This is a genomic window from Pseudosulfitobacter sp. SM2401, from assembly GCF_042932805.1.
Lineage (GTDB): Bacteria > Pseudomonadota > Alphaproteobacteria > Rhodobacterales > Rhodobacteraceae > Ascidiaceihabitans.
Window position 1 is genome coordinate 3,451,489 of sequence record NZ_CP170633.1, and the last position, 25,287, is coordinate 3,476,775.

General features: G+C 55.5%; 25 protein-coding genes. 14 read left to right on the forward strand and 11 right to left on the reverse strand.

The window, feature by feature from the left end:
• Positions 1–12 precede the first annotated feature (12 nt).
• The gene (locus tag ACFIO0_RS16890; RefSeq protein WP_390911565.1) at positions 13–1,197 is read left to right on the forward strand and encodes a glycine C-acetyltransferase; all 1,185 of its coding nucleotides are present in this window, start codon (positions 13–15) and stop codon (positions 1,195–1,197) included.
• A complete protein-coding gene (gene tdh, locus ACFIO0_RS16895; protein WP_390911566.1) occupies positions 1,197–2,234 on the forward strand; it encodes an L-threonine 3-dehydrogenase in 1,038 nt (345 codons plus the stop codon). Before ACFIO0_RS16890 ends, tdh begins: the two co-directional genes overlap by 1 nt.
• Here the strand turns inward: tdh and ACFIO0_RS16900 are convergent.
• From ACFIO0_RS16900 to ACFIO0_RS16915, 4 genes are all read right to left on the reverse strand, one after another.
• Positions 2,231–2,962 carry a metallophosphoesterase gene (locus ACFIO0_RS16900; RefSeq protein ID WP_390911567.1) on the reverse strand — a complete coding sequence of 244 codons (732 nt, stop codon included), beginning with the start codon at positions 2,960–2,962 and terminating at the stop codon, positions 2,231–2,233. The genes tdh and ACFIO0_RS16900 overlap by 4 nt on opposite strands.
• Positions 2,963–3,033: 71 nt before the next feature.
• Positions 3,034–3,771: a Stf0 family sulfotransferase gene (locus tag ACFIO0_RS16905; protein ID WP_390911568.1), complete on the reverse strand. Its 738-nt coding sequence runs from the start codon at positions 3,769–3,771 to the stop codon at positions 3,034–3,036.
• 36 nt (positions 3,772–3,807) lie between these two features.
• A complete protein-coding gene (gene serA / locus ACFIO0_RS16910; protein WP_390911569.1) occupies positions 3,808–5,403 on the reverse strand; it encodes a phosphoglycerate dehydrogenase in 1,596 nt (531 codons plus the stop codon).
• A gap of 58 nt (positions 5,404–5,461) precedes the next feature.
• Complete coding sequence (locus ACFIO0_RS16915; RefSeq protein WP_390911570.1) at positions 5,462–6,601, reverse strand: phosphoserine transaminase; 1,140 nt, start codon at positions 6,599–6,601, stop codon at positions 5,462–5,464.
• Between the two features lie 247 nt (positions 6,602–6,848).
• Here ACFIO0_RS16915 and serB point away from each other — a divergent pair, with 247 nt between their 5' ends.
• A complete protein-coding gene (serB, locus tag ACFIO0_RS16920) occupies positions 6,849–7,727 on the forward strand; it encodes a phosphoserine phosphatase SerB (protein WP_390911571.1) in 879 nt (292 codons plus the stop codon).
• Positions 7,728–7,803: 76 nt separating this feature from the next.
• Positions 7,804–8,121, forward strand: a complete 318-nt coding sequence (locus ACFIO0_RS16925) for a hypothetical protein (protein WP_390911572.1) — start codon at positions 7,804–7,806, stop codon at positions 8,119–8,121.
• Here ACFIO0_RS16925 and ACFIO0_RS16930 read toward each other — a convergent pair.
• On the reverse strand, positions 8,118–9,098 hold the full coding sequence (locus ACFIO0_RS16930) for an asparaginase (RefSeq protein ID WP_390911573.1): 981 nt from the start codon (positions 9,096–9,098) through the stop codon (positions 8,118–8,120). The genes ACFIO0_RS16925 and ACFIO0_RS16930 overlap by 4 nt on opposite strands.
• Before the next feature lie 176 nt (positions 9,099–9,274).
• Here ACFIO0_RS16930 and ACFIO0_RS16935 point away from each other — a divergent pair, with 176 nt between their 5' ends.
• Entirely contained in the window at positions 9,275–9,805 is a 531-nt protein-coding gene (locus tag ACFIO0_RS16935) for an invasion associated locus B family protein (protein WP_390911574.1), read from the forward strand.
• A gap of 126 nt (positions 9,806–9,931) precedes the next feature.
• Positions 9,932–11,110 (forward strand): 23S rRNA (adenine(2503)-C(2))-methyltransferase RlmN, encoded by a 1,179-nt coding sequence (rlmN, locus tag ACFIO0_RS16940; RefSeq protein WP_390911575.1) that lies wholly within the window; start codon positions 9,932–9,934, stop codon positions 11,108–11,110.
• A 29-nt stretch (positions 11,111–11,139) separates the two neighbouring features.
• Here the strand turns inward: rlmN and ACFIO0_RS16945 are convergent, their stop codons facing one another.
• Positions 11,140–12,612, reverse strand: coding sequence for a zinc-dependent metalloprotease family protein (locus tag ACFIO0_RS16945; protein ID WP_390911576.1), 1,473 nt, complete (start codon positions 12,610–12,612; stop codon positions 11,140–11,142).
• A 265-nt stretch (positions 12,613–12,877) separates the two neighbouring features.
• Between ACFIO0_RS16945 and ACFIO0_RS16950 the strand changes: the two genes are divergently transcribed.
• Complete coding sequence (locus tag ACFIO0_RS16950) at positions 12,878–13,090, forward strand: hypothetical protein (RefSeq protein WP_390911577.1); 213 nt, start codon at positions 12,878–12,880, stop codon at positions 13,088–13,090.
• Positions 13,091–13,138: 48 nt separating this feature from the next.
• On the opposite strand, the gene ACFIO0_RS16955 is transcribed toward ACFIO0_RS16950, so the two are convergent.
• Positions 13,139–13,981, reverse strand: coding sequence for a TIGR00730 family Rossman fold protein (locus tag ACFIO0_RS16955; protein WP_390911578.1), 843 nt, complete (start codon positions 13,979–13,981; stop codon positions 13,139–13,141).
• A gap of 123 nt (positions 13,982–14,104) precedes the next feature.
• Between ACFIO0_RS16955 and dapD the strand changes: the two genes are divergently transcribed.
• A complete protein-coding gene (dapD, locus tag ACFIO0_RS16960) occupies positions 14,105–14,932 on the forward strand; it encodes a 2,3,4,5-tetrahydropyridine-2,6-dicarboxylate N-succinyltransferase (protein ID WP_390911579.1) in 828 nt (275 codons plus the stop codon).
• A complete protein-coding gene (locus ACFIO0_RS16965; protein ID WP_390911580.1) occupies positions 14,925–15,275 on the forward strand; it encodes a hypothetical protein in 351 nt (116 codons plus the stop codon). Before dapD ends, ACFIO0_RS16965 begins: the two co-directional genes overlap by 8 nt.
• 3 nt (positions 15,276–15,278) lie before the next feature.
• Here ACFIO0_RS16965 and ACFIO0_RS16970 read toward each other — a convergent pair whose 3' ends face one another.
• Genes ACFIO0_RS16970 through ACFIO0_RS16980 form a run of 3 tightly spaced genes read right to left on the reverse strand, consistent with a single transcriptional unit; the run spans position 15,279 to position 19,099 of the window.
• Entirely contained in the window at positions 15,279–16,331 is a 1,053-nt protein-coding gene (locus tag ACFIO0_RS16970) for a transporter substrate-binding domain-containing protein (protein WP_390911581.1), read from the reverse strand.
• A gap of 35 nt (positions 16,332–16,366) precedes the next feature.
• A complete protein-coding gene (locus tag ACFIO0_RS16975; protein WP_390911582.1) occupies positions 16,367–17,461 on the reverse strand; it encodes a Hint domain-containing protein in 1,095 nt (364 codons plus the stop codon).
• A 6-nt stretch (positions 17,462–17,467) separates the two neighbouring features.
• Positions 17,468–19,099: a Hint domain-containing protein gene (locus tag ACFIO0_RS16980; protein ID WP_390911583.1), complete on the reverse strand. Its 1,632-nt coding sequence runs from the start codon at positions 19,097–19,099 to the stop codon at positions 17,468–17,470.
• 264 nt (positions 19,100–19,363) lie between these two features.
• Between ACFIO0_RS16980 and dapE the strand changes: the two genes are divergently transcribed.
• Genes dapE through rnr form a run of 4 tightly spaced genes read left to right on the forward strand, consistent with a single transcriptional unit; the run spans position 19,364 to position 23,789 of the window.
• A complete protein-coding gene (gene dapE, locus ACFIO0_RS16985; protein WP_390911584.1) occupies positions 19,364–20,509 on the forward strand; it encodes a succinyl-diaminopimelate desuccinylase in 1,146 nt (381 codons plus the stop codon).
• A complete protein-coding gene (locus ACFIO0_RS16990; protein WP_390911585.1) occupies positions 20,506–20,928 on the forward strand; it encodes a GNAT family N-acetyltransferase in 423 nt (140 codons plus the stop codon). The genes dapE and ACFIO0_RS16990 overlap by 4 nt, the downstream gene beginning before the upstream one ends.
• 20 nt (positions 20,929–20,948) lie before the next feature.
• Positions 20,949–21,527 carry a TIGR04282 family arsenosugar biosynthesis glycosyltransferase gene (locus tag ACFIO0_RS16995; protein WP_390915355.1) on the forward strand — a complete coding sequence of 193 codons (579 nt, stop codon included), beginning with the start codon at positions 20,949–20,951 and terminating at the stop codon, positions 21,525–21,527.
• Positions 21,528–21,533: 6 nt separating this feature from the next.
• A complete protein-coding gene (gene rnr, locus ACFIO0_RS17000) occupies positions 21,534–23,789 on the forward strand; it encodes a ribonuclease R (protein ID WP_390911586.1) in 2,256 nt (751 codons plus the stop codon).
• Here rnr and ACFIO0_RS17005 read toward each other — a convergent pair.
• Positions 23,786–24,478: a Tom37 metaxin N-terminal-like domain-containing protein gene (locus ACFIO0_RS17005; protein ID WP_390911587.1), complete on the reverse strand. Its 693-nt coding sequence runs from the start codon at positions 24,476–24,478 to the stop codon at positions 23,786–23,788. The genes rnr and ACFIO0_RS17005 overlap by 4 nt on opposite strands.
• Before the next feature lie 84 nt (positions 24,479–24,562).
• On the opposite strand from ACFIO0_RS17005, the gene ACFIO0_RS17010 reads away from it, so the two are divergent.
• Positions 24,563–25,276: a WYL domain-containing protein gene (locus ACFIO0_RS17010; RefSeq protein ID WP_390911588.1), complete on the forward strand. Its 714-nt coding sequence runs from the start codon at positions 24,563–24,565 to the stop codon at positions 25,274–25,276.
• Positions 25,277–25,287 lie beyond the last annotated feature (11 nt).

Genomic DNA, 25,287 nt, shown 5'->3' on the forward strand with positions numbered 1-25,287 from the left:
AGGAGATTCATCATGACCCAGAAATATCTAAACCACATCGCCGCCACGCTTGACCAAATTAGGGCCGATGGCATGATGAAAACAGAACGCATGATCACCTCGCCTCAGGGTGCGCAGATCGCGGTGGGCGATCACGACGTCATTAACCTTTGCGCCAACAATTACCTTGGGCTGGCCGATCATCCAGATCTGATTGATGCGGCAAAACTGGCAATGGATCCCAAAGGGTACGGCATGGCGTCGGTCCGGTTTATCTGCGGGACCCAAGACATTCACCGTGAATTGGAACAGCGGTTGGCGACGTTTCTGGGCAAGGATGACTCCATACTGTTTGCCGCTTGTTTTGATGCCAATGGTGGGCTGTTCGAACCACTATTGGGTCCCGAGGATGCCGTTGTTTCCGACAGCCTGAACCATGCGTCGATCATCGACGGCATTCGTTTGTGCAAGGCGCGTCGCTATCGTTATGCCAACAACGACATGACCGATCTTGAAGGGCAATTGCAGCTGGCACGAGACGAAGGTGCACGGTTTATCATGATCGCAACCGACGGTGTTTTCAGCATGGATGGGACGCTGGCAAACCTGCCCGAGCTCACCGCGCTTGCCAAAAAATACGAAGCGCTCGTGATGGTCGATGACTGCCATGCAACCGGTTTCATGGGGCCAAAAGGCGCTGGCACACCCGCCCATTTCGGCGTCGATGTCGATATTTTGACAGGCACCTTGGGCAAGGCGTTAGGTGGTGCAATCGGTGGCTACATCGCCGGCCCACAGCCTGTCATCGATCTGCTGCGCCAGCGCGCTCGGCCCTATTTGTTCTCTAACTCACTGCCCCCGTCCATCGTGGCCGCTGGGATAAAAGCCATTGATTTGGTTGAGAAAAGTGACAATTTGCGCACCCAATTGTTCGAAAATACACGGTACTGGCGTACAGGTTTGGAACGGCTGGGATTCGATCTGTTGCCGGGCGAACACCCCATTGTGCCAGTTATGTTGGGCGAGGCGCAATTGGCCCAAGACATGGCCGCCCGCCTGTTCGACGAAGGCGTTTATGTTTCGGGTTTCTTCTTTCCCGTGGTCCCCCGCGGACAGGCTCGTATTCGCACGCAGATGAACGCCGCATTGACCCGTGATCAGCTGGACCGCGCCTTGTCGGCATTTGAGGTGGCAGGCAAAGCTTGCGGGGTGATCTGATGCGCAATGAAATGAAAGCGTTGGTAAAACGCCATCCCCGCGAAGGTCTGTGGGCCGAGACAGCACCAGTGCCTGAAATTGGCCCAGACGACGTGCTGATCCGAGTTCGCAAAACTGGAATTTGCGGCACCGATGTGCACATCTGGAACTGGGATGAATGGGCCGCGCGCACGGTGCCTGTTCCGTTGATCACCGGCCATGAATTTGCTGGCGAGATCGTTGAGATCGGGCGTAATGTTGACGGGCTGCGCTTTGGTCAGCGGTGTTCCGGCGAAGGCCACTTGATTGGCAAGCAATCGCGCCAATCGCGCGCAGGGCGGTTCCACCTGGACCCGGAAACCCGTGGCATTGGCGTTAATGAACAGGGGGCATTTGCCGAATATCTGCGCTTGCCCGCGTTCAACGTCGTCCCCCTGCCGGATGAGATCAGCGACGACATCGGCGCGATCCTCGACCCGTTGGGAAATGCCGTGCACACCGCGCTCAGTTTCGATTTGATCGGCGAAGACGTATTGATCACCGGTGCTGGCCCGATTGGCATTATGGCCGCCGCTGTCGCCCGTCACGCAGGTGCACGCAATGTGGTGATCACCGATGTGAATGACGCGCGGTTGACCTTGGCCGCGCAGGTCGCTGACGTCGTTCCCGTGAACGTCACGCGTGAAGATTTGGACGACGTGCGGGCGCGATTGAACATGACCGAGGGCTTTGACGTCGGCCTGGAAATGTCCGGAAACCAAGCAGCCCTAGATCAAATGATCGAGGCCATGGTGATGGGGGGACGCATCGCGATGCTGGGCATTCCACCGGGCAAATCACCTGTCGATTGGTCGCGCATCGTGTTCAAAGCGATCACCATCAAAGGCGTCTACGGCCGCGAGATTTTCGAGACGTGGTACAAGATGATCGCAATGTTGCAGAATGGATTAGACGTGTCTGGCGTGATCACGCACCGTTTGCCCGTCGATGATTTTGAAGCAGGCTTCGCCGCGATGAAATCGGGCACGTCAGGCAAGGTGGTCTTGGATTGGGGTTAGTTGGCTGTCAGTTCAACACGACCCTGATCCGTAAGCTTCCAGATGCGCCCGTCCTCGAACACGGTCGCGGTCAGTTCTTTGCCATAGCCGGCACCAGAATCAATGTTCACGCGGTTGCCGTAGTGCGTTGCTTGTTCGACAGGTGTGTGACCATGCACGATCAATTTCGGATGCAGGTCGGTGTAGTCGTGGAATTCTTGGCGAATCCAGATCAGGTCATGCTTGATTTGATCGGCCAAGGGCACCTCTGGACGGATACCTGCGTGACAGAAAAATAAATCATCATGCGTGTGCGACAATTCCAGCGACTTCAGGAAATCGACGTGCGTTTGCGGGATCGTCTCAAGCGCTTCGCCGTGGGTCACAGACAGCCGCTTTTTCGGCTCTGACACGACGCCATACGACGCCATGGTCGTGTCGCCGCCAAGACGTTGATGCAGCCAGTACAGCTCAGTCGGTAAATGGGCGTCATGCTGGGGCGGAGACTGCATGAACATGCTGAACATTTCGTCATGATTGCCCAGCAGAAAGGTCCAGTTGCGCCCCGCCTCTTTGGCCTCAACCAGTTGATCCAGAACACCTTTGCTGTCGGGGCCACGGTCAGTGTAATCACCGACAAAGACGATCTTGGCGTCTTTGCCACCGTCTTTTTCAATCAGGTCCAGAACCCAATTCATCCGGCGCAATTGACCGTGCACATCGCCGATGGCGTAAATGGGTTGTGTCATATCCGGTTCCGTTCTGTTGCCTACTGATCCAGACTGCGCATACGCGTTTTTCATCCAAAAGACGAGTAGCCTCAGGCGGTTTCATGCGTGAATTTTCGCACCCATTCCAAATTTATGGCATCCGCCAGTTGCGCTGTCGGAGGATCAAGATTTTGGACTTGATTTACATCCAATCCGAGATGGTCAAAAATCTGATGTATCATGTCTGCCGGGGCAGCGGCCAGGGTTTCATAGTCAATGTTAAATGGGGTGATGTTTTCAGTTTCAAACCAATCGCGCCACGCATGATCGAATGCCGTCAATTCAGCCATTTCCCGTGAAATCGCGGCACGATCGTAGTGCAATTCCTGTGATGGCTTTAAGCGTTCCAATTCTGATCCATCGGCGTTTCGATGCCACAAACCGCTTTGCGCAGCGCGCACTAACGACACCGCTTGTGCGATCTTGTCCTGTCTCGTCAAATGGATGAAAGCGGTGGTTCCGAATGCTTTTTCAATACGGCCCACGCCCGAGGATGGCTCTGGATGCAGCGCCGTCAGTTGCGTCATCCAGAAATCAAAACTGTGACGCTGCAAACGCAAACCGAAGATGTCCGAGTTTCCGGAACCGACGTGGCGCGCTTGATCAAAAATGCGCTTGAGATTGCAGTTCGCAGCAAGGTGAAGACCGTCCCGCCAATCGGCCAGAGAGGGGCGGTGAAAGTAACTTTGAGGGTCACCGGCACATCCGGTTTTACGCAAAAGTCCGCACAAAAGCGTACTGCCGCTGCGTGGTGTCGTACACAAAATGTAACTGTCGAAAAATGTCATGGGCACGTCAACACTAAGTGACGTGCCCAAAAATGGCTATACCACGTCAAAGGCAAGCGGTTTAACTTGCGTGAACATACCCGTGGTTTCGAGCGCAACCGTAACTTCGGGTGCGATGGGGTGGTCGATATACAACAGCGCGATCGCCTCGCCGCCGACCGAATTGCGGCCCAAGGTAAAGTTGGCGATGTTGACGCCGTTTTTGCCCATCGTGTTGCCAAGCAAGCCAATGATGCCCGGCACATCTTCGTTCGTGGTGTACAGCATGTTTGCACCAATTTCGGCGTCAATGTTGATGCCTTTGATCTGGATAAAGCGTGGCTTACCGTCGCTAAACACAGTGCCCGCGACTGAACGTTCGCGTTTGTCTGTGACCACTGTGACCTTGATATACCCGTCGAAAACGCCGGATTTATCTTGGTTCGTGGTGGACACCTGAATGCCGCGTTCTTTGGCGATCACCGGCGCAGAAACCATGTTCACATCAGGGTTTGCGCGCTTCATGATTCCTGCAACCACGCCACAGTTCAACGCGGCCAGGTTCATTTCTGACACGACACCGTCGTACAAAATGTTGATCGCTTTGATCGGCTCGTCCGTCATTTGACCGATGAAAGACCCGAGGTGACCGGCCAGTGAAACCCAGGGACCCATAACCTTGGCTTCTTCGGCAGTGACCGACGGCATGTTCAGCGCGTTTTCAACCGCACCTGTCAGCAAATAATTGGCCATCTGGTCCGCAACTTGCAGGGCCACGTTTTCTTGTGCTTCGGTGGTGGCAGCGCCCAAGTGCGGCGTGCACACTACGTTTGGCAAATTGAACAACGGGTTTTCGTTCGCTGGCTCTTTGGCAAAAACATCAAACGCAGCGCCCGCGACATGACCGGATTTAAGCGCGTCTGCCAATGCCTCTTCATCGACCAAACCACCACGGGCACAGTTGATGATACGCACGCCTTTTTTGGTTTTTGCGATGTTTTCACGGCTTAGGATGTTTGCTGTTTGATCCGTGAAAGGAACGTGCAGCGTGATGAAATCAGCGCGTTTCAGCAGGTCATCAAGTTCAACTTTTTCAACGCCCATTTTGTCGGCTTTTTCATCACCGAGAAACGGATCATAGGCGACGACTTTCATTTTTAATCCGCGCGCACGGTCACACACGATGCCACCGATGTTGCCGGCACCAATAACGCCAAGGGTTTTACCAGTCAGTTCGACCCCCATGAATTTGGATTTTTCCCATTTGCCGGCATGCGTGGATTCGGAGGCTTCTGGGATTTGGCGCGCAACCGAAAACATCATCGCGATGGCGTGTTCAGCCGTCGTGATCATGTTGCCGAAGGGCGTGTTCATCACGATGATACCCTTTTTGCTCGCGGCCTCTTTGTCGATGTTGTCGGTGCCAATGCCAGCGCGCCCGATAACCTTGAGGTTATCCGCGGCTGCGATGATTTTCTCGGTTACTTTGGTGGCAGAACGGATCGCAAGGCCGTCGTAATCGCCGATAATCGCGGCCAGTTTGTCTTTGTCCTTGCCAATGTCAGGCTGGAAATCCACGTCGATGCCACGGTCTTTGAAAATTTGAACCGCTGCTTCTGAGAGTTTGTCGGAGATGAGAACTTTAGGTGCCATGAGGATGGTCCTTTGAATAGGGGTGGTGTGCCGCAGGCACACCTCACAGGTATGTAAATTACGCGTTGATCTCGGATTCGAACGCCCATGACAGCCAGGGCAACATGGCTTGGATGTCAGAGGTTTCGACCGTTCCACCGCACCAAATGCGCAGCCCCGCTGGCGCGTCACGATAGGCACCAACATCGAGCGCCACGTCTTCATCAGCCAGTCGTTTGGCGATCGCTTTGGCGAACGCGGCCCCGTCTTTGATCCGGTCATCGGTGAACTTCAGACACACAGATGTGTTGGAGCGTGTCGCGGGATCAATCGCTAGGAAATCGATCCAGTCGTTGTCATTAACAAACTGCGTGATGGCTGCCGTGTTTGCGTCTGCACGTCCGATAAGACCCTTGAGACCACCTATAGAACGGGCCCAATCAAGCGCGAAAAGATAGTCTTCGACCGCAAGCATTGAAGGTGTATTGATCGTCTCGCCTTTGAACACGCCGTCGATCAGCTTGCCGCCTTTGGTCAGGCGGAAAATCTTTGGCAACGGCCATGGCGGCGTGTAATTTTCCAGCCGCTCAACAGCGCGAGGGGACAGAATGAGCATGCCGTGCGCCGCTTCGCCGCCCAGCACTTTTTGCCAGCTGAACGTGGTCACGTCCAGTTTGTCCCAAGGCAGATCCATCGCGAATGCTGCGGATGTGGCATCGCACAACGTCAGCCCGGCGCGGTCGCCAGGAATTGCGTCACCGTTTGCCATGCGCACGCCGGACGTCGTGCCGTTCCATGTGAAACACACGTCATTGTCGTAATTCAGGGCCGTCATATCCACGATCTCGCCGTACTCAGCGGTGTGGACGGAATGTTCGATTTTCAGCTGCTTGGCCACATCCGTGACCCAGCCTGCACCAAAGGATTCCCACGCGACCATTTGCGCCGGGCGCTCACCCAACATCGACCACATCGCCATCTCGAACGCACCGGTGTCAGACGCGGGGACGATGCCGATTTTGTAATCTGCGGGGATGCCGAGGATCTCGCGTGTTTCTTCGATGGCGGCCAACAGTTTGGCTTTGCCAACGGCAGCACGATGCGAGCGACCAAGCGGTGCATCCGCAAGTTTTGCCAAATCATGGGTGGGGGGTTTGGCACATGGGCCAGAGGAAAAACGCGGATTAGCCGGCCGCGTTGCCGGTTGTTGTATAGCCATTGCTGCTACCCTTACAGATAATTGCCTCTCGTTGGGGAGAGGTGTCCCACGGGCAGAGGTAGGGGGATGCGGCATGGCATGCAACCTAAAATCAGGTCAAATGCGACGGATCGTGAAATTTGTGCGACGCATTTTGACGCCAATCGGAAACTTGCAGGCATCGAACCCGACCTGTTGGCCCTGGGCAAAGACTGGTAAATCAGCGGATGGTACGCTAAATCCCGCGCACCCAATCTGAGGATTTCTGATGTTCACTGCCACGTTTCTCGCCTCTCCGGATCGCCGTAATCTTGAACCAGCTTTGGTGCATTCATTGCGCAATGCTTGGGGTGGTGGCGACGTGATCTGGTTGGCCCCAGATGAGGCTGCTGAATTTTCGCTGACTGCCGAACCCGCGAACTTTTGGGAGGTCTGGGAGACCGCGCAAAGCATGGGCGTTGATCTGATGTTACAGCCCACAATCGGGCGCCGCAAAAAGATGCTGTTGGCGGATATGGATAGCACGATGATCCAACAGGAATGCATTGATGAATTGGCGGACGAGGCAGGCGTTGGTGCACGTGTCAAAGACATTACCGCGCGTGCGATGAACGGCGAATTGGATTTCGACGCAGCCCTGCGCGAGCGTGTTGGTTTGCTAAAAGGACTACCCGTTTCGATCATCGACAAGGTGCTGTCTGAACGGATCACGTTGATGCCCGGCGGTCCAGAATTGCTTGGCACGATGAAGGCAAACGGGGGCTACGCGGCCTTGGTATCAGGTGGTTTCACGGCCTTTACCGGGGCTGTCGCCAACCAATTGGGGTTTGACGAAAACCGCGCCAATACACTGATCGCGAAAGACGGCGTTTTAACGGGCGAAGTGGGCGTCCCGATCCTTGGGAAACAAGCCAAGGTCGATGCGCTGAACGAAATCACCAAACGCATTGGCTGGACGCCTGACGACGTGATGGCCGTGGGCGACGGCGCGAACGATTTGGGCATGCTGCACAAGGCCGGCGTCGGTGTCGCGTTGCACGCAAAACCGGTCGTCGCAGCAGAAGTCAGCACGCGGATCAACTTTGGTGATCTAACGGCGCTTTTGTATTTGCAGGGCTACGGCCGAGACGACTTTGTCGTTGCCTGACATTTTGCCCAAGTGAACGGATGCGCTTGATCTGTGCTAAACTGGTGTGCGACTCAAATTTCCCAAGGAGAGAAACATGCCGAATTATTTGTTAGCCTACCACGGCGGCACTGCCCCGCAGTCCCCCGAAGAAGGTGCCAAGGCGATGGCCGCGTGGAACGCTTGGTTTGGATCAATCGGTGTCAATGTCGTCGATGGCGGCAATCCGGTTGGCGCGTCCTCGACCGTCAGCGGCGATGGCGTCACTGACAATGGCGGGGCAAATCCGGTCTCTGGCTATTCCATCATCAGCGCTGACGACATGGCTGGCGTGATTGAAATTTCCCAAGCCTGCCCGATTGTTACCGCACACGGCGGCAGCGTTGAAGTCGCGGAAATCATGCCGATTGGCTAGATCAGCGTGGGTGCTGCCCGCAGTGTCCCTGTCTTTGTTCCGACCCAATTTCGGATCGGCGCGTTCAGGTATTTCATCGTCTCTGGATGTTCTGCATCCAGCACCCCCAGCTTGACCAAAATCGCGGCGATCGCGCATTCGCTGGCGCGGGTGCTGCCGTCCGAAATCTTGAGCGCAACGCCCATTTTCTTTTCCGGAATGATGGCGACGAAGAACGCCTCGGCTCCGGTTTTAATCGCCACCTTGCCGCCCATCGCGCGCATCAGATTGGTGCAAGCCCGCCCTTCGCCCGCGACCAGTTCGGGGTGCAACATCATAGCGGATCGCAGGCGTTCTTCGGCGCTGCCATCGGGGGCCGACGCGAAATGTGCCATTGCGCGCGCCATGCCAGACAGGGTCGTGGCGTAGTTCGGCGCACTGCATCCGTCGATACCAAAACCCGGCGATGTGACGCCGGTTAGACGCTCGTAAACCTCGAGTGCTGCGGTCTGAACCGGATGATCAGGTTCGATGTATTCAGGACCAGCGCCAAGATGTTTGGCCAGCGTCAGGAAACCGGTGTGTTTGCCAGAGCAATTGTTGTGAATTTGGCACGGTGATTGGTCGGATTTGATCAAAGCGTCACGCGCCGGCACATCGTTCGGTGTTTGCGGCCCACAGCGAAATGCGCTGTCGTCTAACCCGAGATGATCAAGCCATTTGCCCACGCGGTCGGTGTGGATCGCAGCGCCCTGATGGGACGCACAGGCCAGCGCCAGATGCTCTGTCGTCAACCCGAATGCATCCGCCGCGCCCGAGGCAATCAAAGGCACCCCTTGGATCATCTTTGACGACGATCTGGGCAGCACAACTGCATCGGGATCGCCCCACGCCTGCACGATTTGGCCGCTGTCATCGCAGATCACTGCATGGCCTGAATGGACACTTTCAAGGAAAGGACCACGCCAAATTTCGGCCATCGGGGCTGGATTCGTCATATTCACACTCTTTTGTTGGCAAAAAAGCGCCAATCAGGCTTTCGCAACTCGCCCATTTCGCGCTAATGTGCCACTTGTCGAGAAGAATGTGTGCGCTGGCAAGTGCGAGGTCGAAAAAAGAACCCGCCAAAGCGCATGAACGAGTTGAGGTTAAGGACAGTCTGGAGGCTGGACACATGGGATTTAAAACGATTTTTACCGGAACGCTGGGGGCTGCAGCCCTGTTTGCATCCGGTGCATTGGCGCAGGATCAAAGCACGAACCGCGTCGCGCAAAAAACCAAATGGAGCGTGTTTGTAGAAAGCAATCCGACCGAGTGCTGGAGCGTTTCCGCACCCGAAGAGACTGTGAATTCGAAAAATGGGCAAGTTGTTGCCGTAACACGCAGCCAAATCTTGCTGATGGTGTTTTATCGCCCCTCCGAGGGTGCCAAAGGCCAAGTCGCGTTTACCGGTGGCTACACCTTTGCGTCCGGCAGCACAGTTAACGTGAACATTTCGGGCAACGAGTTTGAGATGTTTACCGACGGCGAATGGGCCTGGCCTGCAAGTGCCGCGGATGACACCAAAATGGTGACGGCGATGAAGCGTGGCGCGTCGGCTGTCGTGACCGCTGTGTCCGGTCGTGGCACCAAAACCAAAGACACGTTTTCACTGCTTGGCTTTACGGCTGCGGTTGAAGATGCGGAAAAACGCTGCGGCGGTTAAGCTGCCAAAGACAGTGTGAAACAGATGCAGCGCCCATTGCGGCGCTGTTTTGCGTTTTCGAATCCTTTTATTATGGCCCCTCTTGCATATATAGAGGCGCATCTTTGCCCCTGAGGGATATGTTTCATGTCGACGCCGAACGCTCCGATCACCCAAGACCTAGTCACCATTCCGCGCAAATTGCCGGAGGGGCCGATCAATCTGGTGGGTTTGACCCGCGAGGCGATGCGCGATGTGCTGATCGAACACGGCACGCCTGAAAAACAGGCCAAGATGCGGGTCGGTCAGATTTGGCAATGGATCTACAATTGGGGTGTGCGTGATTTTGACGAAATGACCAACCTGTCCAAAACCTTCCGCGCCGAGCTGGCAGAGAATTTTGTGATCGCGGTTCCTGAGGTCGTGAACAAGCAAGTCAGCAAAGATGGCACGCGCAAATATCTGGTCCGCATCGCTGGTGGTCACGAGGTTGAAGTTGTCTACATCCCCGAGGCTGATCGCGGCACGTTGTGCATCTCATCCCAAGTTGGCTGCACGCTGACCTGTTCGTTTTGCCACACTGGCACCCAAAAACTGGTGCGCAATTTGACGGCCGGTGAAATCATCGGACAGGTGATGCTAGCACGTGATGATCTGGGCGAATGGCCCGAACACGGCACCCGCACCTACGAGGCTCGCATGCTGTCGAACATCGTTTTGATGGGCATGGGCGAGCCGTTGTACAACTTTGAAAATGTGCGTGATGCGATGAAGATCGCAATGGACCAAGAAGGCATCCAGCTGTCGCGCCGTCGTATCACGCTGTCGACCTCGGGCGTGGTGCCAGAAATTCACCGCACTGCGCAGGAAATCGGCTGCTTGCTGGCCGTGTCCTTCCATGCCACCACGGACGAGGTCCGCGACAAGCTGGTCCCGATCAACAAGCGCTGGAACATCGAGGCGCTGCTAGAGGCTTTGCGCGCCTACCCGAAGGTGTCAAATTCGGAACGGATCACGTTTGAATACGTGATGCTGGAGGGCATCAACGATTCTGTTGAGGACGCGCATCGCTTGGTGAAATTGCTTGAGGGCATTCCCGCCAAGGTCAACTTGATCCCGTTCAACGAATGGCCAGGGGCGCCGTACACACGGTCATCCGGCAACCGTATTCACCGTTTTGCGGACATCATCCATGACGCGGGGTATTCCAGCCCGATCCGGACACCGCGCGGCGAAGATATTTTTGCCGCCTGTGGTCAGTTGAAATCCGCGACAGAACGCGAACGTAAGTCGCGCAAGCAAATCGAGGCGGACGCAGGGCTATAACCCGCGCATCCGCCTAGGATCTCGTGAATTTAGGCGAACACAAAGTCATTCGCATCCAGCAGTGACGCGTCACGACTGGCCAGCGTGATTTCAAACCAGTCGCTGTACGAAATGTCAGTGTGCGCGCCACGCTGCGTGATCGTCAGCTGGTTGATCGAGGTAAAGCCGATGGCCGAAATATCGATAAGGTCTGAATTGAATTCAAAGCCAAAGATGTAGTCTTTTTCGTTGGCATCTGCCCCGTCGAACACAAAGGTGTCTGACCCGCCGCCACCAAACATACGGTCGGATCCGTCACCGCCGCGCAGGGTGTCATTGCCAGAATTGCCGATCAATGTGTCGTTGCCATAGCCGCCTTCGACCAAGTCATCGTCATTGCCGCCAATCAGATAGTCGTTGCCTTCGCCGCCGTAGATTGTGTCATTGCCATTGTTGCCAGACACGCGGTCATGGCTGGTCGCATTGCCAGAATACGGGTTCGCGTCGATATCGCCGTACAGCAGATCGGCACCATCGCCGCCCACGACGAAATCGTCGTCGTTGCCGCCGAGAATTGTGTCGTTGCCGCCGCTGCCGAACAGTCGATCCGTGCCGTTGCCGCCATCAAGATAATCGTCGTCTGCGCCGCCAAACAGGCTGTCGTCATCATCGCCGCCATACAGGGTATCTTCGCCTGCGCCGCCATACAGGCTGTCGTCGCCTTTGGCACCCGTTATGGTATCGCTACCACCGCCAGAGAACACTTTGTCGTTGCCTTCACGCCCGATCACTTCGTCGTCGCCGGCATAGGTAAAGATCAGGTTGTCTTGATCCGTGGCCAAAACGACTTCGGCTTGGTTGGAGGATTTGATCGTGATGAGGTCGTTGGCATCAACGGAAACGCGCCAGTTGTCGATTTGATCGGCCGTGCCATAAATGTGCTGCATGGCTTGGATGTCAAAGATCCCCAGTTCGGTCACGTAAGGATTTTCGATGTTGTAAGTCATGACAGTGTTGGCTTGGGTATCAAGCGTCGGGTCCAGCGTTAAGTCGCCTTCGTGCGGGTGTTGCAAGCCCATGGCGTGGCCCAGTTCGTGCAGGTTCACTTGGTATCCGTAGTCGCCTTCGCCCATGTTTTGATAAGCGTTCACAAAGTTACCGTTGCCGGTCGGATTGTCACCGTATGTTGTCGAGAACGGAATATTCGCCCAGCCACCAACGCCTGATACTTCGGCACCAAAGACGTTGATCATGGACGATCCTTGGACCTCGACGAATTTGACGCCTGCGACTTCTTCGTATTTGGCAATGACTTCGCGGAACAACGTGCGCTGCGTTTCCGAATAGGACCAGTAGGACGTCGCCCCGTATGGGTCGTAGTCCTCTAATGACTGCAGATCAGCTAAATCTGTAAAACTGTAGGTAACAATTGTCTGCGTTCCGACATCAGCCTGTGCATTCCAGCGGCCCGGCGCATAGGATGGGTAGTAAAGTAGTGCAGTATAATCTGTTACAACGGTCATTTCATTTTCCTCAAAAAACACATGGTTGTAAGTAACCTATTTACTAAATGTGGCTACGTTAGGTTCAATTAAGCACGTTTCGTAAACAGTTTGGTTAAGATTTCGCAACAATATTGGATGCCTGACTGTTGCAGATTTTGACTCAATACAGTCAACCTTGCCACATTATACGTAATTTGCCGCCTAATGGCCCCAGTTTAGTACGTTTCCTGCCGTGCTGCGCGGGCAAGCTCATCTCGAACAACAAACGAATTGGAGCAAAACAATGTCTATTACCGTGAACCAAGACGCTTTCATCACAGCACAAGTGGTCGAGCTGGTCGCAACTGAACGTAACAAAGCGCTGTCAACCCGCGAATGGAAACACCGTCTGGCCGGGTTTGGCTATGGCATCCGCGAAACAGACGCCGGTCAGGTTATCGAAACTTTGCCGCATCACTTGGAAGTTTGCGCATTGCCTGCTGAACTGAGCGTCTGAGCAGCACGGTTCTGCACTTCACTCAGCCTCACAGGCAAAACGCGATTTTTAGCGGCCCGGAATTTCCTTGCGCATCTCGCCGACTTCCCAGTTGTCGATAAGGTCCATCGCCTCTTGGGCGGTGTCAACAAAGCGGAACAGATCCAGATCTTCGGCAGAAATCGTGCCTGCATCAGCCAGCACATCCCAGTTGATGATGCCGTCCCAAAACTTTTTGCCAAACAGCAAAAACGGCACGCGCTGCATGCGACCGGTTTGAATGAGCGTTAAGGCCTCAAACAATTCATCCAGCGTCCCAAAGCCGCCGGGAAATACGGTAATCGCCTTGGCACGCATCAGGAAATGCATTTTGCGGATCGCAAAGTAGTGAAAGTTGAAACACAAATCCGGCGTCACGTAAGCATTCGGTGCCTGTTCGAACGGCAGCACGATGTTCAGCCCAATTGACGCACCACCCGCTTCGACAGCGCCGCGGTTTCCCGCCTCCATCACGCCGGGGCCACCACCCGTCACGATGACGTCTTCAGTGCCGCCACTTTCCATAGATTTCAGCGTCATAAGACGCGCAAATTCACGCGCCTCGTCGTAGAAAACTGACAGGTCAGCCAGTGTTTTGGTGCGGGCAGTTTCCTTTTTGGCAGGTTCAGGAATACGGGCACCGCCAAACATCACAATCGTGCTTTGAATTCCTGCTTCGTCCAGCAGCATTTCGGGCTTGAGCAATTCCAACTGCAAGCGCACCGGACGCAGTTCGTCGCGACACATGAAATCATCATCCGCAAAGGCCAAGGCATAAGCCGGTGCGCGCGTTTGCGGCGTATCGGGAACCCCTTTGGCTGCTGTGCGATCGGTATGTGCATCGCGAAACGGATGTGCTTGTTTTTTGCTCATTACTGTCGTCCTCATTATGTTTGGACACAGGCGTAACCTGCGCTGACTGCCTTGCCCAGATATGATTGCACAAACGCACAGTTTGTTGTCTAAGCGCGCCAACAGTTTTTGAGGGGAAATACGATGTCAAACGCACAGCTTGAAACCGCAATCGAAGCCGCATGGGACGCACGTGACACGATCACGCCTGCAACAACCGGCGAAACACGTGACGCGATCATGGACACGTTGAACGCGCTGGACGGCGGCGGTTTGCGCGTTGCCGAACGTCAGGAAAATGGCGATTGGCACGTAAACCAGTGGGCCAAAAAGGCCGTGTTGTTGGGTTTCCGCCTCAAGGATATGGAAATGCAATCCGGTGGCCCGCAAGGCGTCAGCTGGTTCGACAAAGTCGACAGCAAATTCCACGGTTGGGGCGAAAACGAATGGACCGCTGCGGGTTTCCGCGCAGTCCCAGGTGCCATCGCTCGCAAATCCGCCTACATCGCGCCCGGTGTTGTGTTGATGCCATCGTTTGTGAACTTGGGTGCATACGTCGACACAGGCACCATGGTTGATACGTGGGCCTCTGTTGGATCTTGCGCGCAGATCGGTAAAAACGTGCATCTGTCTGGCGGCGTCGGCATTGGCGGCGTTTTGGAACCCATGCAAGCAGGGCCGACAATCATCGAAGACGGGTGTTTCATCGGCGCGCGTTCCGAAGTCGTTGAAGGCGTGATCGTGCGCGAAGGTGCCGTGTTGGGCATGGGCGTGTACATCGGCCAGTCGACCAAAATCGTCGACCGCGAAACCGGCGAAGTGTCTTACGGCGAAGTTCCAGCAGGGTCGGTTGTTGTCTCAGGCACGATGCCATCCAAGAACGGTGTGAACCTGTATTGCGCCGTCATCGTAAAACGGGTTGATGCAAAAACGCGCTCAAAAACTTCGATCAACGAGCTGTTGCGTGACTGATACGCCCCAAAATACGCCTAAGCCCAAAAAACCGTCCCGCCAGCAGGTCTATACCCTGCTGGTCGAAATTGGCCGCAAGGACGGTGATGGCTTGCCACCCAAGGCGACGGGTGCTGCGTTAATGTGTTTTGCCAGCGGCATCGACGAGGCTGAGGCCGTGCGCGAAACAGTTGCGATCCTGAAACAGGCGGACACTGCGCCGCTGGACGTGACAGGTTACGGCACTTTGGCTGAACGCGAAGCAGAAGGTCACGAGATCGACGACGAAGAACGCGATCTGATGCAGCGCGCATTGGACGAGAATTCGGTGATCATCGCGCAGATGACCCCGTTTTTTGACTGACGCCTAAGGCGATTCACCAAACCATTTACGGTAGAGCGTCGCGTAGGTTCCGTTTTCACGCAACTTTAGCAATGACTGGTTGATCGGCTCGTTCAACGGGCTGTCCGTGGGCAAGGCAATTCCATAATTTTCCTGCTGGAAAATCGGACCTGCCAGCTCTGCGATTTTGGCCCCATCCGTGTTCACATAATACGCCAGAATTGGTGAATCAAAGACGACTGCGTCAACTTCTTCTTCTTCAAATGCCTTCACAAGCGCCTGAAAACCAGTGAACTCTTGGGATCGAATATCGCGGGAATCCAGAAACAATTGCGCTGTGCTGTTGGTGACTGTGCCAACGCGTTTCCCGTACAAATCATTCACAGAACCAACCGAGCTTTCGATCGCGCTGACGGTCATTGCCGCTGTGATCCGCGCCACAAAAATGGACACGATGAAAAGCGACGAGATGACCAGCAACACGCCAAAGATACGACCCATGAACGAGCGCGGCATGCGTTCTTCGAACCCACCGTTTACGACTAAATTCAGAGCCCACCAAAACGCGGGAAACACAGCCTTGGACGCGGGTTGATCAAAATATTCTTGTTTGTCGCGCTCAAACAGCCACATCAGCATTCCGCCCAACAGCAACAAACCAAACGCCAGCATGATCGCAAAGAACAGATCCCACGATGCCAATGCCCAAATGATCGAAAAATTGGACGCAGATTGGCGCGGGATCATCGTGCGCAAACCCGAGGCAAAAATCGGATGGGTAAAGTCCATTTCCAATTCACGTTGCGACGTGATTGAAATGTTGGCGATGGCGACATCGGACGATCCAGATTTGACCGCTTCTAGCATTTCACTAAAGGTTTCATGGCGGATCAGCTGAAAATCACGGCCTAAATCTTTGGCAACAGCGCGCCACAGTTCGATTGAAAATCCGGTATCAGAACTGTTTTCTTCCATCGAAAACGGGGCTCTGGTTACGGTGGATACCGTTAAATCTTGGGCAAACGCGGGAATGGCAAGGGCCATTGCGAACATGGCAGATGCGATGAATTTGAACATGGTGTCAGTCTCGTTTGATCAGTCGGTGGCAGTGCTTAGGCCGCGCGATGTGCAGCTAGCGCAATCGCTTCGAACGCTTTGAGCATAGGAAAGAACGGTTTACCATGCTCTGGCAAGCTATTGCGATCAAGCGGTGCCAAAATACTAGCCTGCAAATCAGCCTCTTTGCGGCGAATGCGTCCGATATAAAGGCTTTCGAGCGCGGCACCTGCCACCATTAGGCTTTGATGTGCAGGCAGCAAAAGATGGGTGTATGTGACCGTTCCGCCTGTTGGCTCGTACCGGGCGGCGTACCCGTTAACCAAGTGGCGCGCAGGGACCAGCACGGATTCCTGACCGAACATATATTCCACATCCGATCCGTGAATGACCAACCGTTGATCGGGCGCGGCGATGATATCGCGGCGCAAGCCGAAATAGGGCGCACGTAGGCGAATGGGGGCAAAGCTGCCCAGCGCTGGCACGGTGCGTTGGATACTGTGCAGAATTGGAACCGCCCCGTCATCGGGCGTAGAAACGGTATCGCCGCGCTGCAAACCGCCGGCAGCCCGCGTGCCCCAGGGGGTCAAAATCGGCGTTGAGGGGCACAGCGTTGGCATCGGACCAACCGGTTCGATCTTTGTAGACAGGGCGACAAATACGGCGTCTTTTGCCAAGGTGCGTCCGCCTTTAGCAAGCATCACGTCATGCAAATCTTGGGTAAAAAGTGGCTTTGGATTAACGATATTGACCGACGTAACGGTGGAATCTTCGGGCCGTTCAAGCGACAATCGACCCCATCCGCGCGGCGCATCCCATGCGTATGTGATACGCACGATGTCAGCACGCCCCGTGCCTTTCCAGCGCAGGGCCGCATGTTTGACGTCATCACCATGTTCATGGACCAGCGCGATACCACCGCCGGGTATAGCCTGGATCGACAAGCTGCGCGCCCAAGGAAAATCACGTTGGTAGCCGAACAGAACCTGCGGTTTTCCGTTCGGGCTCATTCGCGTTTCAAGCATGATTGTCCCGCGCACCATCAAGCTGGACGGGTCGACCGTCAGCTGTGGTTCAGCCTGACGATCCACGCCCAATCCATGGGGCGAAAACCGTCCCTCAAGATGATCAGCAGAAGCGATCCACGTCATGTCGCGTTACGCCGCGTCTTGGGTTTTGCGAAGCAGCTTGGCCTCGAAATGTTTAAGCACACGTCGCGCTGCGGGGCTGTATCCCAACCCAGTATCAGGATCTATTTCGGGGAAAAGCGTGCAAATTTCGTCGACAATCGCGCGCTCGAAACTTTTGGTGGTTTGCGGGCCGGGCAGAAAGCTTTCGGTGGCAAGCCCTTCGGAATAGACAACTTGGTGGCGATCAAACATCAGGTGCACATAGGTCACCTGCCCACCCACACGTCGGGTGACGGACCGGTCATTTACCAAGTCTTTGGCAGCGACAAGCACCTCTTGTTCGCCAAACAACAGCTCGGCCACGCTGTCACGGATCAACACGCGGTGTTCTGGTGACACCAACAATTCGTCGTGCTGGCCAAAAGTGTTGGCGCGAATTCGGATCGGGGCAAAGTTGTCTTGGGCCGGAACCGTACGCGACCCCATCCAGCGCAAGGGTTGTGGCCCGTCGTCTTTGGTCACGACCATGTCACCCAAGCACAAGGTTTCCACCGGTCGTTGCCCGTCAGGGGTCGCAATCAGCGTGCCCGCAACAAAGCAAGGGATCGAACTGACGTTAACCACGCCAATGTCAGTGTCAGTGCCGTTGTCGATGGTGTAAGTGAAATTGAAATCTTCGGTATCGCCGTCACCCACCAGATTAATCGAACCATCAGCGTTCAACATGATGGTTTGACCGGTGTTCAGCGTGACTGGCACACCAACCGTTACTGGCACGCCGTTCAGGTGCGTGATGGTCAGTGTACCGCCGCCCAAATTGAGATCATTGGAAAGTACATCATGATCCTTGGACCCATTGGGATCAAGGTGCGTGTCATCAGCAAACGCGATGACTTGCGATTGCACAGAATTCCCTGCGATCAGCAGGCTGGAATCATAGTTACTGTCCGACACGTCCGCGATTGCGATGCGGATCGAATTGGTCTCACTTTCATTGACAGGAATCGTCAAGGTCATGGTGACGGTAAAACCATCCATTTCCGTATTGTAGTCGCTGTTGGAGTTGCTGATGTATAGGTTTTCGTTGTTCGTCGAGTTGATGTTGCCAGGGTCAGTTTCGCCATCGCCCACTTGCATTTCGACGTAGCTACCGTTGATCCAAACACCGACGAAATCTTGATAGACTGAGTTTTGAAATTCTGGATATTCTTCGGACGAGAAAACAAACTGCATTGTGATGAAGTCGCCATCGGGGATGAAATCCACATCCAAAACTGCAGCGTCATAGGTGTTTGTACCCGCCGCTGAGTTGAATTGGCCGAAATTGTTTATGCCGCTTGTGTTGGTCGATGTGTTGGTGCTTTGGTTTGCCTGTTGGCCGCCATTGCCGTTGCCGTTACCGTTATTGCCATTCCCATTGCCGTTGCCGCTGCCACCGCTATTTGTGAAATCCTCGGCATCGCCTGTCGACAAAATGACGCCTGTATCGCCCGGCGTGACGCCCGGTGAAACGGTGTCGCCGTTGGTGTAAATTCCCGATGAATCATTATCACCGTAGAACGTCGCGCCGGTCACTTCGACACCGTTGCCAAAGATATTTTCCGCCATTTGCGTTGCCGTAGCGGTCGTATCGATGGGAAGTTCTGATGCTGCTACCATGTGCCTCTGCCCTTGTCTTTTGAGGACAGATCACACGCGCAGCCACACGGGTTTACCCCGCGTTTTCAAACGTACATCGTTGGTACGAATTGCCGTTCATTGACGGCGTATTGCTCGAATGCCCTGCCTCGGGTCATATTATTAACACGACGTTAACACGGTTTACGCGCATTTGTTAATGGTTTTGCACGTCTTAGCCCTTGGCATCGCGCCATTTTCGCCACATTCCTGTAGACGACATCCCAAACCGCTTAGGAGCACACAATGTCTGGTATCGATCCTGTCACTCTCACCGCAGATTTGGTGCGTTGCCCGTCGGTTACGCCAGCTGACGCGGGGGCCTTGGATATCCTTGCACAGCTGCTCGGCGATGCCGGTTTTGATTTAGCCTGGGCAGACCGCGGTGGTATTCGCAATTTGTTTGCCCGTTGGGGGGCCAAAGGACACGCGCAAACCTTTGGGTTTAACGGTCACACGGATGTGGTTCCAATCGGCAACCCCGACGACTGGACGATGGACCCGTTCGGGGCCGAAATCAAAGAGGGCATCATGTACGGTCGCGGCACCACAGACATGAAATCAGGCGTCGCTGCCTTTGCTGCCGCGGCCATTGATTTTGTCAAAGACACACCACCCGACGGTGCCATCATTCTGGCGATCACCGGCGACGAAGAGGCCGACGCGATTGACGGCACAACCGCCTTGCTCGCTTACATGGATCAGGAAAATGAGGCGATGGATGTGTGTCTTGTCGGCGAACCCACCTGCCCAAATCAGATGGGCGAGATGATTAAAATCGGGCGGCGCGGATCGATGACCGCGTTCTTTACCGTGACCGGCACCCAAGGCCATTCCGCCTACCCGCATCGCGCCAATAATCCACTGCCTGCCATCGCCCGCCTGATGGATCGGCTCGCCAGTCATGAACTGGACCAAGGCACCGATCATTTTGACGCATCAACCTTGGCTGTGGTTACAATCGACACCGGTAATCCTGCGACCAACGTGATCCCTGCACAGTGCAAAGCCACCGCGAACATCCGGTTCAACGACCTGCACAGCGGCGCCGCCTTAACCGAATGGATGCAAGGCGAAGTCGACGCCGTCGCGACCGAATTCAACGTACAAATCGACATGCGCGTCAAGATTTCTGGCGAAAGCTTTATCACACCACCCGGTGGGTTGTCTGATCTTGTCAGCGCTGCCGTTCAGGCCGAAACCAACATCGTGCCGGAACTTAGCACAAGTGGTGGTACGTCGGACGCGCGGTTCGTGAAACATCATTGTCCCGTGGTGGAATTTGGCCTTGTCGGGCAGTCGATGCATCAAGTTGATGAACACGTTACCGTCGCCCACATCCACCAGCTGAAATCGATCTACAGCCGCATCTTGCGTGACTATTTCGCATGACGGTGCAGATCATCGAAACCCGCGACATCGTGACGTGCCGCGCGCTACGCCGCACTGTGTTCATCGATGAACAGGGCGTGTCAGAGGCGGACGAAATCGATGAATTCGACGATGTAGCGTTGCATTTACTGGCCACTGATAATGGCGTACCTGTCGGTTGCGCGCGCGTTTTGATCGACGGATCCTCGGCCAAGATCGGGCGGGTTTGCGTGTTGAAATCCTATCGTGGAACGGGGCTTGGGGCCGATTTGATACGCGCGTGTTTGCGCACTGCAAACAACCAGTCGGGTGTAACGCGTGCATCGTTGGGCGCACAAACCCACGCTTTGGGGTTCTACGAAAAATTGGGCTTCTCAGCTTACGGCCCCGTTTTTGACGACGCCGGTATCGACCACCAAGCGATGGAAATCGAACTGTGAAGCGTCAAACCCTAATCATCATGTTGAAAGAGCCCCGCGCTGGTCGCGTCAAAACCCGCCTTGGGCGCGACATTGGCATGACCGCAGCCGCGTGGTGGTTTCGTCATCAGGTCCGCCGTTTGCTGCGAAATATCGAAGACCCGCGTTGGCAAATTGTGCTGGCTGTCGCCCCGGACAATGCCGCGATGGCCAGCCGTGTGTGGCCCGCGCATTTGCAGCGCGTTCCGCAAGGTTGCGGGAATTTAGGCGACCGTATGGCGCGGATGATGGGGGCCGTAAACGCTGGCCCGGTCTGTCTGATCGGCGCTGACATTCCGGGCATCAACCGGCAACGCATCGCGCGGGCCTTTGATCTGCTTGGTCAGAACGATGCGGTGTTCGGACCTGCACCAGACGGTGGATTTTGGTTGATCGGACTGAAACGCACGACCCCGATGCCACCGCGAATGTTCCAAAATGTGCGTTGGTCCAGCGCCGATGCGCTCAGCGATACGATTGCGACTTTGCCCACCGACAAAACCGCGTTTTGCGACACTCTGCGCGATGTCGACACGGTTGCAGATTTGAACATGACCTTTCCGACAGGCCATGATACCTGAGGCGGCATGAGCCGTATTCCCACAAAGCCCGAAGTTCTTGATTGGATCACCTCCAATCCGACCCTGACCTCTAAACGTGACATCGCCAAGGCGTTTGGCATCAAGGGGGCTGCCCGCATTGATCTCAAGAAACTCCTGAAGGAGCTTGAGGAAGAGGGGCATTTGGAAAAGCGCAAGCGCAGCTATTCTGATCCCGATCGTTTGCCGCCCGTCAGCGTGCTGGTTGTGACAGGCCCCGACGATGCGGGTGATCTGTTTGCACGACCTGCCGAATGGCATGGCACGGGGCCTGAGCCGATTGTGCTGTTTATCGCTAAATCTGGCGATCCAGCGCTGGGCAAAGGCGACCGCATTCTAGCCCGCGTGACCCAAGTCAAAGAAGACAGCCACCAATACGAAGGTCGTTTGATCCGCCGCATCGGGGCCAATCCGGAACGCATCGTTGGCATCTTTCGCATCGGCGCCGAAGGCGGGCGCATCAAGCCCATCGACAAAGGCAGCGACAGCGAATGGATCGTTGGTGCAGGCACCGCCGGCGGCGCAAAAGACGGCGAACTGGTCGAGGCTGAACAATCCGGACCAAAGGGTCGCATGGGCCGCCCGCTGGCGCGTATTGTTGAACGGTTGGGCGATCCCTCTGCACCCAAAGCCGTGTCGTTGATCGCAATCCACCAACACGCAATTCCTGACGCGTTTCCTGACGACGTTGTGGCCGAGGCCGACGCGCAAAAACCCAAAGAGCTCGAAGGTCGCGTTGATCTGCGCGACATGCCGTTGGTCACGATTGATCCGTCCGATGCGCGTGATCACGATGACGCGTGTTTTGCCAAAGCTGACGATGATCCTGCGAACCCAGGTGGTCATATTATCTGGGTCGCGATTGCCGACGTTGCCGCCTACGTCACGCCGGGGTCCGCGTTGGATCGCGAGGCGCGCAAGCGTGGGAACTCCACCTATTTCCCTGACCGCGTTGTGCCGATGTTGCCCGACCGTTTGTCTGGCGATCTGTGTTCCCTGCACGAAGGAGTGCCGCGCGCCTGTATCGCTGTGAAAATGACGCTGGGTGCGACTGGCGAAAAGCTGCGCCACGAATTCGTGCGTGGGCTGATGCGTTCGCCCGCGTCCTTGCACTACGAAGAGGTGCAGGCCGCCATGGATGGCAACCCGAACGAGCGCTGCGAAGCCTTGTTAGAGCCCGTTATCGCCCCGCTTTACGCAGCCTACGCCACCTTGGTGGAGGCACGGGGGCGCCGTCAGCCGCTTGAGCTGAACCTGCCAGAACGCCAAATCGTTTTGGGGGACGACGGCAAGGTCCATTCGGTCAATTTCAAAGACCGTCTCGACGCGCACAAACTGATCGAAGAATTCATGGTGCTGGCCAACGTCGCCGCCGCTGAAACGCTGATCGAAAAGAAGACCGGCTTACTGTTCCGCGTGCACGAAGAACCGTCGCCTGAAAAGTTGAATGCGCTGCGCGAAACGGCGGGTGCGGCGGGTCTAACGCTGGCCAGAGGGCAAGTCTTGCAGACCTCGCATTTGAACCGTCTGTTGGCGCAGGCCGCCGACACAGATGATTCTGAATTGATCAATCTGACGACGCTGCGCTGCATGACGCAGGCCTATTACAGCCCGAATAACTTTGGGCATTTTGGGCTCGCGCTAAAATCCTACGCGCACTTCACGTCGCCGATTCGCCGCTACGCCGATCTGATTGTGCACCGCGCATTGGTCACGTCACACGGTTGGGGTGACGACGGTTTAACACCTGCAGACGTCGACGATTTAGAAAAAACCGGCACGCATATTTCCGACACGGAACGCCGGTCCATGATGGCCGAGCGCGACACGACTGATCGTTATTTGGCGGCCTATTTGTCCGAGCGTGTTGGTGAAGAATTTACCGGCAAAATCAACGGCATCGCCAAGTTTGGCATGTTCGTGAAACTGGACGATTCCGGTGCCGACGGGCTGGTGCCTATCCGCACTTTGGGGAATGAATATTTCCATTTCGACGGCGACGCGGGCACCCTTGAAGGGGCCGATACCGGGGTCGTTTACCGGATCGGGCAACGCGTCACCGCCAAGCTCGCGCAAGCTGAGGCACTGACCGGCGGCGTCGCGCTGGAATTACTGACCGTTGAAGGCGTCGAAGTCGTGCGGGGCAGTCGATCGCCTGCAGGTCGCGCGCCACGTCGCAAGGCGGCCTCGCACAAGCGCAAGACCGACAAGACCAAGCGGAAAGTTCACCGTTCTCGCCCCTAGCCCAAGGCTGCTGCCACGCGATCAATGTAACCGGACAGCACCTTGTCGTCTTCGATGCGACGACGAAGCGCTGTCGGTTTCGGCGTTGAACGCATAGAGGCCAACACCGGCGCGACGCTGGCATCTGCGGCGCTGGGTACCGCACCAAACAGATAAGGTCCGTGCCACAATCGCTGAGTGATCGCCTGCAAATCAGGCTCAAGCCGTTCCATCCGTTCTTGGGGTGTCCAGCGACCCAATCCCTGCGCGTGCATCCCTTTCATCAGTTGTTTGCGCAGACCTTTGGTGATGATCAGGCGCGGCAGTTTCGGGATGTCCTTGAAATACACGTCCCGCACTATCGGCCACACGTCATCGTTGCCCCAACGGTCCATAACCACATGAAAGTACATGTGTTCCTCGGCCATTCGAATGATTGATACAGCGGTAGATTTATCTAAATCCGACAGCCCCGGTTCCAGATCAACCCCTAGCGTTTCCAGGTAAACCCGAATGCGATTGCTGTCACCGATCGTGCGTCCGTCAACAGTGATCGCGGGCAATTTCGCCTTGGGCCATTTGCGCGGATCATTGGTATCTTGGCGCTGCCACTCAACCCCTGCCATGTTCAGAAGGTACATCGCTTTGGTGCAAAACGAACTCGCGCTAGGTTCGCCAAAGGTCGGGGGAAAGGTGATAAGTGTGATCATTTTCAGCTCCAAAATTATGCATTCGAAAGCTTCATATGCACCCATCCTGTCAATTTCTGTCAGCATGTGATGAAATGGTGAATTATGAGCAGAACACACCGCCTTTTCCAAATGATGCAGTCGCTGCGTCGCATGCCTCCGCCCGTCACCGCCACGCAATTGGCGAATGATATGAACGTATCGCTGCGCACGATTTACCGCGACGTTGACGCGTTGCGCGGATTGGGTGCGGTCATTGATGGCGAGGCAGGTTTTGGGTTTACCTTGATCGAAGACGCGGCTTTGCCACCGCTTGGGTTCGATAATGACGAACTTGAAGCCTTGGTTTTGGGACTGCGAAACGTAGAAATCATTGGTGATCCGGCATTGGCCAAAGCAGCGACATCAGCACTGGCAAAAATCCAAGCGCGCGTGCCTCCCCGTCAGGCTGACCGTCTGAAACACGCTATTTTGGATGCTCATCGGTTTCATCGCCCCGAGCCACCAGTCATCGATATTGCCGCGCTACGCCAGGCCACATGGGATGAAGTGTGCGTGCAATTTGACTATGTCGATGCGGTCGGGGCTGCAACGCAACGCACTGTTAAACCACTTGGAATTGCCTACATGGACTACAATACTTCGCTGTTGGCGTGGTGTTTATTGCGGCAAGATTTTCGCGTTTTCCGGCTGGATAGAATGCGCAGCCTGAATGTGACCAGCGACAGCTTTAGGCCGCACCGCGTTGCTCTTTTACGTGATCATCTGGCTGCAATCCGCGCAAATGTGGAATCATCGGCAAAGCTTCGCAAGACGTAGATCGCGCGCCT